Source organism: Actinophytocola oryzae (genome assembly GCF_004364325.1).
In the GTDB taxonomy this organism is placed as follows: Bacteria; Actinomycetota; Actinomycetes; order Mycobacteriales; family Pseudonocardiaceae; genus Actinophytocola; species Actinophytocola oryzae.
Map to the genome: position 1 here is coordinate 84967 of NZ_SOCP01000003.1, position 15241 is coordinate 100207.

Here is a 15241-nt window from a genome sequence, read left to right on the forward strand (position 1 = left end):
GTCCGAAAACGAGGAATCTTCGCGGACTGCCTGAACTGTCCACCCCAGGACGGTCGGGAGGGCATGGGAGGCACCGACTCCCAGCCAACGCGGAACGGCGGTTTCCACACCGGGCGACGCGCATCGGGTTGGCGTCGGGGCGACTCGATCCGTCGGTTCACGCGTCCGGCACAAACGATACGGCACGTCGAAATCGATCCGTAACGGTTCAGTCGTCCCGTCGATCCGGACGGCGAAGGCCCCGTTTGCGCGGGGAGCCGCGAAACGGGGCCTGTCGTCGTGGCCGGATGTCGGCCGCACCGGTGTCCGGGTCGAATGGACACATTCTGCCGAGATGTCCCGGTCAGTTGCCGAAATGCGTGGTGAACGGGCTGATCAGGTTCGTGCTCACGATTGGCACGATAGTCTGGCGTCGACCCAGTCGGCATGGTCGAAGTTCTTGTTGTCGCCGCCGTCGGTCACGGACAGTGTGAGCATCCGGACTCCGGAGACGTCGACCGTCGCGGGCACCGCGGGCCCCGGTCGTAGCACACCGCTGTCGAACAGCACCTTTCCGTCGCCGCTTATCCGGAACGCCACCGAGCCGGGTTGTGTGATTTCGTCGTCCAAACCCAGCCCGGCCGTGAACGAGGTGCACCGGCCACCGAGGTAGACGGTCACATTGGCGGGCGCGTGCGTACCGAGACCTTTTTCGTACACCACCCCGGCAATTGTCAGCGGGTTGCCGTCGCCGCCACCCGACTCGTTCACCGAGCGGTCACGCTCCACGGGGCCCCAGCCGTTGGTCTCCGCGACGAACGGGAGGTCGCTGACGTACGGCTCGCCGGTCGGCGCAGGCGGCGGCACGAACGCCGTGACGGCCTGCTCGACGTGCACCCGGCCGGACCAGCCCGCTGTGCCGAACGTCGCCACGATCGGCAGGTCAACGTACCCGTCGGCGCTGCCGGCACCCACCTGGACGGTCCACCGACCACTGACCGCGACCCCCGCGGGCACGGTCCGGCGGGTGACCGCCGCACCCGTCACGGACCAGCCCGCCGGGGCCCTGGGAGCCAGCCGGAGGTCCCGCACGGCGCGGTCGGTGCGGAACGTCGCGGTCACCTCGAACGAGCTTCCTTTCGGGGTGTCCGTTTCACCCATTGGAGTGACCCCAAGAGTGGACGTAGGCACATGCTGCAACTCTCGGTCGCAGGTGGTACGTCCGGGCAGGGCCCGGCACGCGATCGCCGCGAAGCCGCCGTTGACGGGCACGTCCACGGACAGCGTGTCGCGGGCGGTCCGCACCAGCGCCGAGCGCACGACGTCGGCGCGCGGCCCCGGTGCGTCGCGTACGACCTCGACCAGCCACCGGCCGGCGCCGAGGAAGGACAGCGGCGCGGTCATCGTGCGTGCCGGGCCCGCCGAGATGGCGCCGAGGAACCAGCGGTCGCCGCTGCGGCGGGCGAGTACCGCACCACCGGAGGGATGTCCTGCCACGAACCGCGTCTCGTCCCACGTGGTGGGCAGCTGGTCGAGGTAACGCAGTGCCTCCGGATGGCTCTCGTAGGCCTCCGGCGAGTCGGCGAAGTGCGTCCAGCCCGACTCGAACACGACCGGCAGTGCCACCTCGTGCGCGACCGACGCGCGCTGGATGCCGGTGTCGATGGAGACCGGCGTGTAGTCCATCGAGCCGACGACGTTGCGCGTGAAGGCCTGGATGGGGTTGCCTGCGGGCAGCGGGTAGTTCTCCGCGCCGCGCACGGCCTCCATGGACATGATGTGCGGCCAGGTGCGGGCGAGCCCGTGCGGGATCGTCGAGCCGTGGAAGTTGACCATGAGGTGCAGCTCCGCCGTCCTGGCGAGCACCGCGTCGTACCACTGGTACCGCGCCTGGGTGTCCGACTCCATGAAGTCGAGCTTCACCCCGCGCACGCCCCAGCTCCTCACCAGCGGCAGCACGGTGTCGCGTTCCTCTGCGGTGTCGAGGTCACTCCAGTGGAACCACAGGATGATCTCGACACCTCTGGCGCGGGCGTAGCGGACCAGCTCAGGCACCCACTCCGCACTCCACCCCTCGTCGACGAGCACCGCGTACCAGTTGTTGCGGGCCGCGAAGTCGACGAACTGCTTCTGCCGCTCGAAGTTCGCGGGACTGGGGTGGTCGGACAGCCACGACCAGGCGACCTTGCCCGGCTGGATCCACGACGTGTCGCGGACCTTCGACGGCGTCGCGAGGTCGTCGACCAGGGTGGACTCGGTGACGGTCGCGAGGTCGCCGACGATGGCGGTGCGCCACGGAGTGCGCCGCGCGGTGACGGCCGCGTCGGCGAGGGTGACCCGGTACTCGCCGGAGCCCGCGGCGTGGCTGAGCCTGCTGCCGGAGTACCTGCCGTCCGCGTCGGACTCGGTGAGCAGCGCGAAGTCGTCGCCGACCTGGAAGAGCGACGGGTAGCCGAACTCGCCGGTGCCCGCGCCGCCCGCCGTGGTGGCCACGCGGTTCTGCTCGTACCAGGCGTTGTAGGGCAGGAGCCAGGCGGGCGCGGCGGCGGGCAGGCTGAAGGCCGAGGCCTCGCCGGTGATCGTGGCGGCGGCGGGCAGCTCGTACCGGTAGGCCACACCGTCGGCGGCGGCACGCACCACGAGGTCCAGGCGTGCGCCACCGGCGCCACGCAGCGACAGGCGCAGCTCGGCGAGGCGGCTCTCGCGGTGGTGCCGCTTGCCGGTGGTCATGTCGTAGCGCTCGACGACCGTGCGCCGCTGCTGACCCACGTACGCGAGCCCCGTGCTGAGGTCGGCGCCGGTGGTCCGCAGTCCGACCGGCGCGGCTGCGAGCACGGTCCGACCCCCGTGGGTCACGGCAAGCCGTGGCGTGCCGTCGACGAGGCTGACCTGCGCGGACATCCCCCGCTGAGAGACGGTCCAGGTACCTGGCGGGGCGGCGGTGGCTGGGGCGGCGAGCCCGCCGGCAGCGAGTGCGACCGTCGTGACACAGGCGGCGAACCGGGGCAGGGACAGCATGCGACTACCTCCGCGCGACTCTGGAGCGGACAACTACTTTCGAACAATATCGGCCATCTTTCGCCCAGCTGAATCAAAAGTATGCTCCAAGCACGCGAAAGGCCGCGCCGACCGGACGAACGGTCGGCGCGGCCCGCGTGGAACGCGTCAGTTGTTGTCGACGAACTGGCGAGCCAGCTGCTGCCCCGTGGTGACGGCGTTGTTGTGGTTCTCGATGGGCGAGACCCTCGAGTTCTTGAAGAAGATGTAGGTCACGCCGGAGTCGGTGCCGCCGGTGGACGGGTCGGGGTCGATGCCGAGGTCCGCGGCCGCGCGGTAGGACGCCTCACCGATGATGGCGGTCGGGCCGGTGTCCCCGACCACGGCGTACTCGACCTTGTTGCCGTAGATGATCGCGACGGCGCCGCCGCCCCGGATGCCGTAGTTGCGGTAGTCCCACGTGCTGCTCGGACTCGGCACCACCACGAACGGCAGCTGGGCCGCGTTAAGCGGCTGGTCGGTCGAGGTGTGGAAGGCGGTGTCGGGGTAGAAGCAGCAGTCGGTGTCCTCGTTGCACTGCGTGGTGCGCACACCGTCGCAGTCGATGTCCATGTCGGCTTTCCAGTAGACCGCGCCGTTCTTGTCGCACACCGGGACCGTGCGCGAGGTCTCCTCGTCGGTGCGGTACGTGCCGTTGGAGATCTGCGTGCAGGTCGTGACCTTGGCCAGCAGCTCCTGCGCGGTGGGCGCAGCGGCGGGTGCCGCCGAGGTGGCGGGCGCCGCGACACCGTTCCCGGGCGCGAGCAGTGCGGCGGCCACCGCGACGAGCGCGGCGACCAGGACAGCGGCTCTCTTCATGCTTGCCTCCAGCAGGGTTAGATAGGAAGGCTGACTTACTATCTTGCCAGCACGGTAGAGGCCCAGTCACGCCGCGTCAAGGAGCGGTCACCGAAAGCACGCACAACGGAAATTCGCGACAGAACACGCCCGGCTACGCTCGGTGGTAGACCAGGGAGGAGCCGACCGTGGACGCACAGGACCTGTTCGACTCGGTCCGCGCCGAGCTGGCGCCCGAGGAGAGCCGGAACCGGCTGGTGCCGCTGATCGAACAGGGCGCGGTGCCGCCCTCGGTCTTCGGCACGATCGCCGCGGAGGAGTCCCACATCGTGCGCAGCGACTGGCGCAGCCTGCACCTGCTGGCGTCCCGCGCCGGGGAGCCGACCGCCAGGGAGTTCTTCGCGGGCATGGCCCAGGGCGAGGGCCTCGCGCTGGCGAAGCTCCCGGCACTCGCCGCGGCAGGCGGCCTGACCGAGCAGGCCATGGCCGACTACGAACCGATGGCGGGCTGCCAGGCGTATCCGGTGTACTTCGCGTGGCTGGCACTGGGCGGCGCCCCGGCCGACGTGATCGTCGGCGTCGTGGCGAACTTCGCCGCGTGGGGCGACTACTGCGCACGGATCGCCACGGCCATGCGCGAGGAGTACGACGTCACCGACGAGGCCTGCGGTTTCTTCGACTTCTTCGCGACGCCGGTCCCGGAGACGGTCGCGCTGGCCGTCGCCGCGGTCCAGGCGGGCATGGACGCGGGCGAGAGCCACGAACGCGAGGCCCGCCGCTACGGCCGCCTGTTCCAGTCCTACGAGCTGATGTTCTGGAACACCATCGCCGACTCCTGTGCGTGACGAGGACCGCGACGCACTCGACGGCCGGTGGGCGGCGTCTGGTGACGGACTAGTGGAGTTCGGCACGGGCACCTATTCTTTGGGGACGAGCTTCCGGCCAGGATGGTGAGCCCATGAGCAACGCGGTCCGAGTTTCGCGGGGTGGGCGGCCCAGGTCCGGTCCCGCCGCCAGTGACCACGCCCCCAGGGTGGAGATGGGCGGGAAGTCCGTCGTCATCCTCGGCGGGAACGTGTCGACCATCCCGGCGCACCCCGACGACGACCGGGACGAGGTCGACTACGAGAAGGGCCCGCTGCCCTCTACTCGCTGAGCACGGCCTTCGCCGCCTGGGCGATGCTGGTGAACACCTCGTCGGTCTGCTCGGCGTCCAGTGCGAGGACCGCCGAGTGGCCGCCGTTCGCGGGCAGGTCGCGCCTGTCGACGTAGTGGGTCGAGTTCAGGGTGATGGCGCCGATCGTCACCGTGTCGAGCGGCACGCCGTTGATGCTCTTCTTGGACGACATCGAGTTCATGACGATCGGGCACGCCATGATGCCCCGCCAGACCTTCACCCCCGGCGCCGAGGGCAGGTTCGCCGCGATGTTCGTGCCCATGTAGATGGCGTTGACCGCCACGATCGTCGAGTCGCGGTCTATCGGCTGTTCCCACCAGCGGATCGACCACGGCTCGCGGTGCAGGTACGCCGAGCTGGCCACCAGGTTCAGCGCGTAGGTGCGGCGGCAGCCCAGCCACAGGAACAACGCGAGGTTCTCGCCGTCCCGCCCGCCGGTACGGCTCTCGCCGGACAGCCGACGCAGCACCGAGACCGGGCCGTTCTCGGCGTGCAGCGCCGCGTACAGCTTGTCGTGCAACCGCTCCGCGGCGGGGCCGCGCGGGATCTGTTCCTCGTCGACACAGCCGATGCGGGAATAGCACACGTCGAGGGTCTTCCTCAGCCGGTTCTCGTAGACCAGTTCGCCGCCCGGCTGGTAGCGCACCTGTTCCTCGATGGCGAGGCTCAGGTCGGAGATGACCTGGTTCAGCTGGGAGTACGACTTCAGGAAGACGGTCGCCAACCCCAGCTCGCGTTCCATGAACTCGGCGGCCTCGATGGCGTACCGCGTCGACTCGGCACTGTTGTCCGCGCCGGGGATGTTGTCCGGCACCGCGAGCGCGTAACGCTGCAGCGACGGGTCGCGTGACTCGTACATCGGGCCGACGAGGTTCGGGTCGGTCATGCTCAGCCCGACGAAGACGGCGTTCGCGTCGGCGAGGTTCGTCGCGATGATCTCCCTGACGTGTGCGCCCTTCTTGAAGAACTGGGACTCGGTCAGCACGATCGGGCCCGAGAACTTCGCGCGGCTGCGCGGCGGCCTGATCACTCCGTGGACGTGCAGGACGCCGATCTTCCCGAGCTGTCCCCATTTCCGCCATTCCGGATAGGTGTCCAGCGAGAACGAGCGCACCTGGGTCGGCTCGAAGTAACCCTCGAGCGCCTTCTCCAGCACGGTGTCGAAGTTGGTGGTGATGAGCCGGACATTCCTCTTGCGTGCCACCACGAGCCGCGCGATCGACCTGGCGAGCAGGCCGGGGCTGCGCAGGGCGTTCCTCGGGTACAGCGCGGTCCTGATGATCCTCGCGTCGTACCTGCCGGAATCGTCCTGCTCCGGCAGTGCCTTCTTGATGAGCTGGAGGACGATCTCCGCCTTGCGCATGGGGTCGGACGTGTCCTGAGCGGCCATCCTGCGGAGATTCTCGTCCTTGATCTGCCCGACCATCTTCTCGATCAGCTCACGCCACGAGAGCAGTCCTGCGTTCATCGAGACACCGGCGCCGACCACGATCGTCAACGGTGTCCCGAGATCCTGGACATCCTCGAACAGTGAGGTCAGGTACGGCTGGTCGGTGAACGAGAACCCGTGCCCCCACACAAGTTTCTCGTGACTGATCACATATCCACAGTGCCAAAGCAATCCCTGTTCTGCCACTGATCGGGTGAAGAAGTTTCCGCCGCTACCGTGTATCTGCCCCGGAATTCCGGGCTCCTGGTGTTGACGGCATTCGGAGGCGCCATGTCATACGAGGCTGAGGGTGGTTATCGCTCCCCCATCATCGGCGATCTCACCCTTCCGCCACCGGGCGCGAGCACCCCGGACCCCGACGCGCGGGTCGCGATGCTGGTCGAGCTGAACGTACTCTTCCCGGGTGGGCTCGGCGCCGTCCGCGAGGCGTTCTACGCCACGTGGCGCGAGTTCTCCGACCGCAACGGCCTGGCCCCGAGCGCACCGGCCGTGACCGAGGGGCCGACGCAGCCGCCCGTGCCCGCGAACCTCGAGCTGATCGCGCCGAAGCTGTACCAGTGCGTGCTCACCCGCCGCCAGCTGCGTGAGCTCGTCGACGACGACCAGCGGCTGGCCAGGGCGAACGAACGCAGGCCGCCGACCATCTTCCGGGTGTGGCCCGACTACACGCTCGAACCGCAGATCGACCGGTCCGCGCCGACCGTGAAGGCCGACGCGGCGTGGCGTTCCTACGAGGCACGCGGCGCCGGCATCGTCTGGGCGGTCATCGACAGCGGCATCGACGGCTGCCACCCGCACTTCGCGGGCCTGGAGCTGGCGCGGGAAGCACGCGGCGACGAGCCACCGACGGGACTGTCCACGGGCCTGCACGCCGACTTCAGCCACCTCGTGCGCCCGGAGCTGCCGTTCCGCGACGGCGAGTACGCCGGGCCGAACGGACCCGTGCCGCCGCAGGCGTTGCGTGACCGGAGCGGGCACGGCACACACGTCGGCGGCATCATCGCGGGCAGGCTGCGTGACCAGGACCCGATCGTCGCCATCACACGCGAACCGGGCGACTCCGGGTTCGTGCGGCGGGAACGCGTCGGCGCGCTGTCCGGGATGGCACCCGACTGCCAGCTGGTGAGCCTCAAGGTCATGCGCAAGACCGACCAGGGCACGTGGATCACCTCGTCCGCCGCGGTGATCCGCGCGCTGACCTACCTGCGCACCGAGGTGAACGTGGACCCCGCGGTGCTGCGGGTGCACGGCGTCAACATGAGCCTCGGCTGCGAATGGCATCCCGAGCAGTACGCGGCCGGCCAGTCGCCGCTGTGCCAGGCACTGAACCAGCTCGTCATGTCCGGTGTGGTCGTCGTGGTGTCCGCTGGGAACTTCGGCGCCCGCACCACCTCCGGCGACTCGGCGAACACCTCGGCCGTCCTCGGCTCGATCACCGAGCCCGCGCACGCCGAGGAGTGCGTCGCGGTCGGCTCGACGCATCGCGACGCACCACACGCGTTCGGCGTCACCTGGACCTCCGGCAAGGGGCCGACGCTCGACGGGCGGATGAAACCGGACGTGGTCGCACCCGGCGAGTGGATCTCCTCGGCCGCGACGGGCGAGGTGCGCAACACCGCCGGGCTCGACCCGCAGGACGGGAAGCCCACCTATGCCGAGCAGTCCGGCACGTCCATGGCCGCACCGCACGTCTCCGGTGTGGTGGCGGCGTTCCTGTCCGCGCGCCCGGAGTTCGTCGGCAGGCCGCGGCAGGTCAAGCAGCTGCTGATGAACAGCGCGACCGACCTCGGCCGGGAACGGTACGCGCAGGGCGCGGGCCTGGTCGACCTGATGCGCATGCTCTCCAACGTCTGAGGAAGTGACCGTGATGTGGGAACTGGTCTTCGATGACAAGGGCGTGACGGCCTCGGCAGCCGGGTTCGCCGACGACGTCGCCAGGGCCGGGGTGACCGACCTGTTCGTGTTCAGCCACGGGTGGAACACCGCCGAGGACAGCGCGCGGCGGCTGTACGCGGAGCTGTTCCCGCTCGTCGAGAACGCCGCGAGCGGGGTCGCGGGCCTCGGGACGATCGGCTTCGTCGGTGTCCTGTGGCCGTCGCTGTGGTTCCCGGAGACGAAGGCGAGTGTCGCGCCCGCCTCGGGTTCCACCCAGGCGGCCGGTTCCGTCGAGGAGGCCAGGTCGGGCACGGACGCGTTGTCCGGCGCGGAGATCGCGGCGTCGCTGGCGACCGGGTTCGCCGACCCGGCACCCGTGCTCGCGCTCGGCCGCATCCTCGACGAGGCACAGGAGGCGGCACGGGCCGGGGTCGCGGACGACGTGCTGGTCAGGCGGTTCGAGGAGTTCCACGCGCTGCTGGGTTCCCTCGCCGCGACCGTGCCCGAGTACGAGGACGCCGGTGAGCGGGCACTGCTGACGTCCACGGACCCGACGGGTACCTACCAGGCGTTGGCCGAGGTCTTCGGCAGCGCGCCGGCGGGTGGTGCGCAGCAGGGCATCGGGGACTGGTTCGGCAGGGCGCTCGGCGGCGCGAAGGACGCCCTGCGGGTGTTCTCGTACAACGTCATGAAGGCGCGAGCGGGTGAGGTCGGCAGGAAGGGCCTCGGGCCGCTGCTGTCCACGCTGCGCGGGGTGCGGGTGCACCTGATCGGGCACAGCTTCGGCGCGCGGCTGGTGTCGTTCGCGTTGGCCGGCGTCGGCGACCCGTCGCCGGTCGCGTCGCTTCTGTTGCTGCAGGGCGCTTTCTCGCACTGGTCGTTCGCGCACGCCAAGGACAACCCGTTCGGTGAGGACGGTGCGCTGCACGCCTACGCGAACCGGGTGCGCGGGCCGCTCGTCGCGACGTACACGAGGTTCGACCTCGCGGTCTGCCGGTGGTACCCGAAGGCGTCGTTCCTGGCGAGGGCCGACCAGTCGGCGTCGACCGCGGGCCGCTGGGGCGGCATGGGCGAGGACGGCTTCCAGGCCGTGACACCGTCGGCCGACCGCGTGATGCGTGCCGACGGCACCACGAAGTACGACTTCGAGCCGGGCACCTTCTACCGCGTCAACGCGGAGGACGTCATCAACGACACCAGGGCGGACGCCTTCGCCGGTGCCCACTCGGACTTCGTGAAGCCCGCGGTCGCCAGGCTGGTGGTCGCCGCGGCGAGCCATTCCTGATCGGCCACGGAACACTGCTGCGCATCGTCACTCTGGTGGTACTCTGTGTACTGACCCCGGGCAGGTCGTCGACAATGCGAGGGCTGAGCCATGCGGGTCGTTCTTCCTGTCGTCACGGCGGTTCTGGTGCTCACGGGCGGAGTGTCCGCGCCCGGCACGACCGTCCGTCCCGTGCTTTCCGCCGCCGAGGTCATGCCGTTCACGGCGGCCAACTACCTGCGGTGGTCCGGAACCTACGCCGCCCCGACGGCGGACCCGTGGCGGCCGGGGCCGATCAGGACACCCCGCCACGCGGACTTCGTCGTCGGCCGCACGCACACGACCGTCCAGCAGGCCGTCAACGCGGCGTTCGCGGCGGGCGGCACGGCACGGCGCTACATCAGGATCCTGCCCGGCACCTACACCGGAACCGTGTTCATCCCGGCGGGCACGCCGCCGCTGACGATCTACGGCACCGGCAGGCCCGAGGACGTGCGGCTCGAGTACACCCTCGACGCGACCGCCACCCCCGCCGCGTGGGCGGCGCAGGTCAACCCGTCCGGCCAGTACGCCGAGGGCGACCCGGCGTGGGAGATGTTCCAGTCCTGTGCCACCAAGACGTCCGCGAACGTGGGCCTGTGCGCGACTGTCGTGTGGGCACAGGCACCCGACCTCATGCTGCGCGGTCTGACCATCACCAACACGTTGCTGGACACGGTGGACCGCGGCACGCACCAGGCTCTCGCGCTGCGCACCGACGCCGACCGCACGCTGTTGGAGAACATGCGCATGGTCAGCAGGCAGGACACGTTCCTCGCCAACGCGGACGACCCGGCGCGCATCGCGCGTGTCGTGGTGCGGGACAGCTACGTCGAGGGTGACACGGACTTCGTGTTCGGGCGTGCCGCCGCGGTGTTCGAGCGCACCCGGTTCCACCTGGTGTCGAGCAGGAAGCCGTCCGGCGGCGTCATCTTCGCACCCAACACCGCGCCGGACTTCCCCTACGGGTTCCTCGTGCGGCACTGCTGGCTCACCGCCGACGAGGCCTACCAGGCCGCGCCGACCGGACACTTCGGCCGCGCGTGGGACCAGGGTGCGAGCACGACCGGCTACCTGCCGGGCATCACGCCCAACGGACAGCTCGTCATCCGCGACTCCTACCTCGGCGCCGGGTTCGACACCGCCGCGCCGTGGTCGCCCGCGGCGACGACCTCGCGGCCGTTCTCGGCACGCGTCGACGAGGAGCGGGATCTCGACGACGTCGACCACAACCGCCTCTGGGAGTACGCGAACGGCGGCGAGAGCGCGAGCTGAACCGTTCGGCGGCTTGTCCCCGGGGTCGGTAGGCGGGAGCCTGTCCTGGGGCGAGTGGGCGGGAAGGCTGTGGACGAACTCCAGGCGATCGACGAGCTCCACGCGCGGCACGGGCCGGTGTTCCGGCGCAGACCCGGCGTGCTCTACGTGGCGGAACCCGCGATGGCGAAGGCGGTGCTCGCCAACGAGGACGGGCGGTACCACGAGCACTCCGACTTCTTCCGCACCAGCAAGGGCACCTTCGGCCCACGCGAGGCGCAGCTGGTGATCGGCAGGGCGACACGGGAGCTGCTGAGCACGCACTGGGCCACCCACCCCTGCGACCCCGAGCGGCTCGGTCCGGTCAGCGAGTGGCCGGACGCCGGGAACCTGTTGTTGTACAACAGTTTCCGCGACGTGCTCGTCCCGGAGGGTGAGCTGCGCGTGCTCGTCGACCAGGTGGTGCGCCACGCGGTCCTCGCGGGCCGGACGCAACGGCGCGTACCGCTGGCCACGTTGCGCACCAGGGTACGCAGGGCACTCGTCGGCGAACTGTCGCGGCGGCGTGCCCTCGGCACCCGGCCGCCGAGGGATTTCCTCGACGTGCTGGCCGCCGCGGCGCCGGAGGGCTCGTCGTACACGGCGCTGGCCGAGCTGTCGGAGGTGTACCTGTCCTGCGTGGTCGCGGTCGCAGGCCAGCTCGGGTTCCTGCTCGGCTGGTCGGTGTACCTGCTCGGCACCAACCCCGACGCGGACCCCACCCCCGCGAACGTGGTGCGCGAGGCGTTGCGGCTGTGGCCGGTGACGTGGAACTTCGCCCGCTCCCCCGCGACCGACCACCAGCTGGGCGACGTGCCGGTCACGACGGCCGACGAGGTGGTCGTGTGCGGCTACCTCGTGCACCGGGACGCCCGCCACTGGCCCGACCCGGACGCGTTCCGTCCGGACCGGTGGGTGCACGAACCGCAGGGCGCCTCGACGGCGTTCATCCCGTTCGGCTGGGGTGAGCACAGCTGCGCGGCGGGGGCGTTCGCGGTCCGGGTCGTCGAGGACGTCCTGCGGCTGCTGCCGCCTGACCGGCAGGTGGAGGCGCACGAGGACCGTCCACGCGTGGCCGCGGCTCTCGCCCCACCCGCCTTCACGCTGCGACCGCGTTCTGGTCTGGACCACCGAGTGGTATAGACCATACACTGAGCGTGACTTTTTCCCTAACCTGCAAGGGAGTGTCACGCATGTCCGCACGTAGAACAGTGCTGTTCACCGTCGCGCTGGCGGTCACCTCGGTGGTGGGAGCGCTGCCGACGGCGCAGGCCGCGCCCGAACCCACGGTGTGGCAACAGATGCTCGCCCAGCAACCGTTCGTCCACGCCGCCGAGGTCGTCCAGGCCGAGGTGGACAGGGGCGACTACCCCGGTTTCGCCGGCCTCGTGCTCGAGCCGGACCACGTGGCCCTGTGGTGGAAGGGCACCGTCCCTTCGGCGATCGACGAGGCGATCGCCAGGGCCGGGAAACCCGTGAAGATAGAGCGGGCCGCCCACTCGAACGGCGAGCTACGAGCCGCCGCCGCGGTGATCGAGGCAAGGCGCGGCGAGAAGTCACCGGTGCACGCCATCAAGATCCCGGCCGACGGCAGCGGCCTGGTCCTCGGCACGACCTCCGCCGCCGCGACGCGGGCGTTCACGTCGATGGTCGACGTGCCGGTGCGCACGGTCGTGGAGGAGCCGCTCGCCCCGGTGTCGCGGCAGAACGACAGCCCGCCGTGGAAGGGCGGCGCGACGATCGTGCTCGGCGGCACCGCCGCGTGCACGTCCGGCTTCTCCGTCCGCAACGGCGACAACGCGCGTTTCCTGCTGACCGCGGGCCACTGCGGCAGCCCCGGCGCACGGGTGACCGACCCGACCGGCGAGTTCATCGGCAACATCGGCGCCAAGCACAGTGATCACGACATCCTGCTGATCCCGACCGGCAACGTCGTGAACCAGCAGTACCTCGGCAACGGTGACAGCAACACCACCACGCCCGTGCAGGGCTGGGGTGACGTCTTCACCAACGAGATCCTGTGCCAGTCCGGCGTCACGAGCGCGCGGGAGACCGGCGGCCCGGTGTGCAACATCAAGGTCCTGTTCTTCTACGCCGACCGCGAGGACCTCGTGGAGGGCGAGCAGATGAACGGCCAGCCCGCCGCGCGGCCGGGCGACAGCGGCGGACCGGTGTACGGGCCGTCGTCGGCGGGCGGCGTGATCGCCAAGGGCACGGTCACGCGGACCGCGGGCGCACGCATCGGCTTCCAGGACTTCCGCACCGCGAACCGGGACTTCGGGGTCTACATCCCGCTGTGAGGCCCTAGTCGTCGTCCGGGTCCTCGACCGCCGCACGGCGGTTCTCCGGGGAGTCCAGGTGGTCGATGACGGCGAAGATCGCGCCGCACGGATCCGACAGGACGGCCACTCGGCCCAGCCGGGTGTCGTGCGGCTCGACCACGATGCCACCGCCGAGGCTCAACGCGCGCACGGCGGTGGCGTCGGTGCCCTCGGCCGGGTCGGCGATGAAGTAGATCAGCCAGTGGGCCGGGGTGTCCTTCGGGTACTCCGGCCCCATCACGTACCGGTAGAGCACCGGCCTGCCGTCCAGGGACCATTCGGCGTAGTCGATCTCGGCGCCGTCGCCGAGCTGCTCGCTCCCGTAGCCGAACAGCCGCCGGTAGAACTCGTCGGCGCCGGGGCCGTCGTGGGTCCGCAGGTCGGCGCTCGTGTACGCGCCGACGTCGTCGGTGGTGAAGAGCCAGCCGACCGGCGGGGTCCGCAGCACGAGCGGCGCGCCCGCCGGGTCGAGCGCGTAGACCAGGCTGTCCTCCCTGGCCAGCTCGATGGGTCCGGCGGTGACGTCGCCGCCGAGCTGGCGCACCCGCTCCGCCCCGGACACGGTGTCGCTCACCGTGATGTGCGGCACCCAGCCCGACGGGCCTTCGGTCGGGTACATGCCCGCGACCGAGAACCCGTCCCGTGTCGCGACGACGTACCGGCCCGTCGCGACGGCCGACTCGACGGTGACGCGGTACTCCCAGCCCAGCAGCGCCGCGTAGAAGGCCGCGACCCGGTTCTCGTCGTTCGTGGCGAGCTCCACCCAACAGGGTGCGCCCGCGGGTAGTGCCTCCGTGACCGCTCCGGCCTCGACAACCATGCACCGCCTCCGATCACGCAGATATCAGCACATTAACCCGCCAGAGTGGATTCATGTTGCCGGGCGGGCGGTTCGTACCCGAACGTTCTCGGGAGAGAACGTTGACGCAACGGCGCCCATGGCTGACGATGAGCTTGCCTACTCGTGAGTAGTGAGCGTTCACCGTCATCGAAGCCGGGAGAAGCCATGCCACGTCGTCTCATCGTGTCCGCGGTCGCGGCGCTCACCGCCCTGGGCCTCGCCGCGCCCGCCGCCGCGGCGGAGCCACTGAACTACGTCGCGCTCGGCGACTCCTACAGCGCCGCGTCCGGGGTGCTGCCCTCCGACCCGTCCGCGCCGCTGCTGTGCCTGCGCTCGAGCCTCAACTACCCGCACGTGATCGCGTCGTCGACCGGCGCGCGGCTCACGGACGTGACCTGTGGCGCGGCGGAGACCAAGCACTTCGCGTCCGCGCAGTACCCCGGCGTGCCACCGCAGCTCGCCGCGGTCGGCGCGGACACCGACGTGGTGACGATGACGATCGGCGGCAACGACAGCGGCGTGTTCATCGGCGCGATCCTGGCGTGCGGCTCGGCGGGGATCGTCACGCTCGGCCATGGCAGCCCGTGCAGGAACATCTACGGGTCCTACTTCGAGAACACCGTCCGCAACACGACCTACCCGGCGCTGGTGGCCGCGCTCCAGGCCGTGCGGGCCAGGGCACCCGGTGCGGACGTGGCGATCCTGGGCTACCCGTGGATCCTCCCGCCGTCGGTCGGCTGCTTCGACAAGATGCCGATCGCGACCGGCGACGTGCCGTACGTGCGGTCGCTCCAGGCCACGCTGAACGACGCGATCGCCCGCGCGGCCGCCGCCACGGGTGCCACCTACGTGGACATGAACGCCGCGTCCAACGGCCACGACGCCTGCACGCCCGTCGGCACCCGCTGGATAGAGCCGGTCCTGCAGGGCACCAACCCGGTGGTGGTCCACCCGAACGCCCTCGGCGAGGCCAACATGGCCGCACAGGCGGTCGCGACCCTCGGCCTCTGACCCCCGGGCGCGACCCAACGCACTGAAGGACGCCTTCGTAACGCTGAGCGTAAGGAAGGCGTCCTTCAGTGCACTCCCGGGCCGGGCCGGACCGTCACGCACGGTTCACAAGCGGATACGGGCAAGTTACACTTTTGCTGGGAGCGCTCCCAATATC

12 protein-coding genes are annotated in these 15241 nt (G+C 70.3%); 8 read left to right on the top strand and 4 right to left on the bottom strand.

All coding sequences use genetic code 11. The annotated features are described in order from the left end of the window. Positions 1 to 387 precede the first annotated feature (387 nt). Positions 388 to 2997 (bottom strand): NPCBM/NEW2 domain-containing protein, encoded by a 2610-nt coding sequence (locus tag CLV71_RS07875; protein ID WP_133901981.1) that lies wholly within the window; start codon positions 2995 to 2997, stop codon positions 388 to 390. A gap of 147 nt (positions 2998 to 3144) precedes the next feature. Continuing rightward, complete coding sequence (locus tag CLV71_RS07880; protein WP_133901982.1) at positions 3145 to 3834, bottom strand: glycoside hydrolase family 75 protein; 690 nt, start codon at positions 3832 to 3834, stop codon at positions 3145 to 3147. Between the two features lie 167 nt (positions 3835 to 4001). Here CLV71_RS07880 and CLV71_RS07885 point away from each other — a divergent pair, with 167 nt between their 5' ends. Beyond that, positions 4002 to 4658, top strand: coding sequence for a thiaminase II/PqqC family protein (locus CLV71_RS07885; protein WP_133901983.1), 657 nt, complete (start codon positions 4002 to 4004; stop codon positions 4656 to 4658). A 113-nt stretch (positions 4659 to 4771) separates the two neighbouring features. Next, on the top strand, positions 4772 to 4969 hold the full coding sequence (locus tag CLV71_RS07890; protein ID WP_133901984.1) for a hypothetical protein: 198 nt from the start codon (positions 4772 to 4774) through the stop codon (positions 4967 to 4969). Here the strand turns inward: CLV71_RS07890 and CLV71_RS07895 are convergent. After that, a complete protein-coding gene (locus CLV71_RS07895; RefSeq protein WP_133901985.1) occupies positions 4959 to 6590 on the bottom strand; it encodes an SIR2 family protein in 1632 nt (543 codons plus the stop codon). The genes CLV71_RS07890 and CLV71_RS07895 overlap by 11 nt on opposite strands. A gap of 120 nt (positions 6591 to 6710) precedes the next feature. Here CLV71_RS07895 and CLV71_RS07900 point away from each other — a divergent pair, with 120 nt between their 5' ends. The 5 genes from CLV71_RS07900 to CLV71_RS07920 all read left to right on the top strand — a co-directional run bounded on the left by CLV71_RS07900 (position 6711) and on the right by CLV71_RS07920 (position 13211). Beyond that, complete coding sequence (locus CLV71_RS07900) at positions 6711 to 8294, top strand: S8 family peptidase (RefSeq protein WP_133901986.1); 1584 nt, start codon at positions 6711 to 6713, stop codon at positions 8292 to 8294. 10 nt (positions 8295 to 8304) lie between these two features. After that, the gene (locus CLV71_RS07905; protein WP_208297457.1) at positions 8305 to 9600 is read left to right on the top strand and encodes a hypothetical protein; all 1296 of its coding nucleotides are present in this window, start codon (positions 8305 to 8307) and stop codon (positions 9598 to 9600) included. 90 nt (positions 9601 to 9690) lie between these two features. Next, complete coding sequence (locus tag CLV71_RS07910) at positions 9691 to 10893, top strand: putative acyl-CoA thioester hydrolase (RefSeq protein WP_133901987.1); 1203 nt, start codon at positions 9691 to 9693, stop codon at positions 10891 to 10893. A 69-nt stretch (positions 10894 to 10962) separates the two neighbouring features. Then, positions 10963 to 12054: a cytochrome P450 gene (locus CLV71_RS07915; protein WP_133901988.1), complete on the top strand. Its 1092-nt coding sequence runs from the start codon at positions 10963 to 10965 to the stop codon at positions 12052 to 12054. Positions 12055 to 12104: 50 nt separating this feature from the next. Then, the gene (locus CLV71_RS07920; protein ID WP_208297458.1) at positions 12105 to 13211 is read left to right on the top strand and encodes a chymotrypsin family serine protease; all 1107 of its coding nucleotides are present in this window, start codon (positions 12105 to 12107) and stop codon (positions 13209 to 13211) included. 4 nt (positions 13212 to 13215) lie between these two features. Here CLV71_RS07920 and CLV71_RS07925 read toward each other — a convergent pair whose 3' ends face one another. After that, positions 13216 to 14052, bottom strand: a complete 837-nt coding sequence (locus CLV71_RS07925) for a VOC family protein (protein WP_133901989.1) — start codon at positions 14050 to 14052, stop codon at positions 13216 to 13218. 186 nt (positions 14053 to 14238) lie between these two features. Between CLV71_RS07925 and CLV71_RS07930 the strand changes: the two genes are divergently transcribed. After that, the gene (locus tag CLV71_RS07930) at positions 14239 to 15084 is read left to right on the top strand and encodes an SGNH/GDSL hydrolase family protein (RefSeq protein WP_133901990.1); all 846 of its coding nucleotides are present in this window, start codon (positions 14239 to 14241) and stop codon (positions 15082 to 15084) included. Positions 15085 to 15241 lie beyond the last annotated feature (157 nt).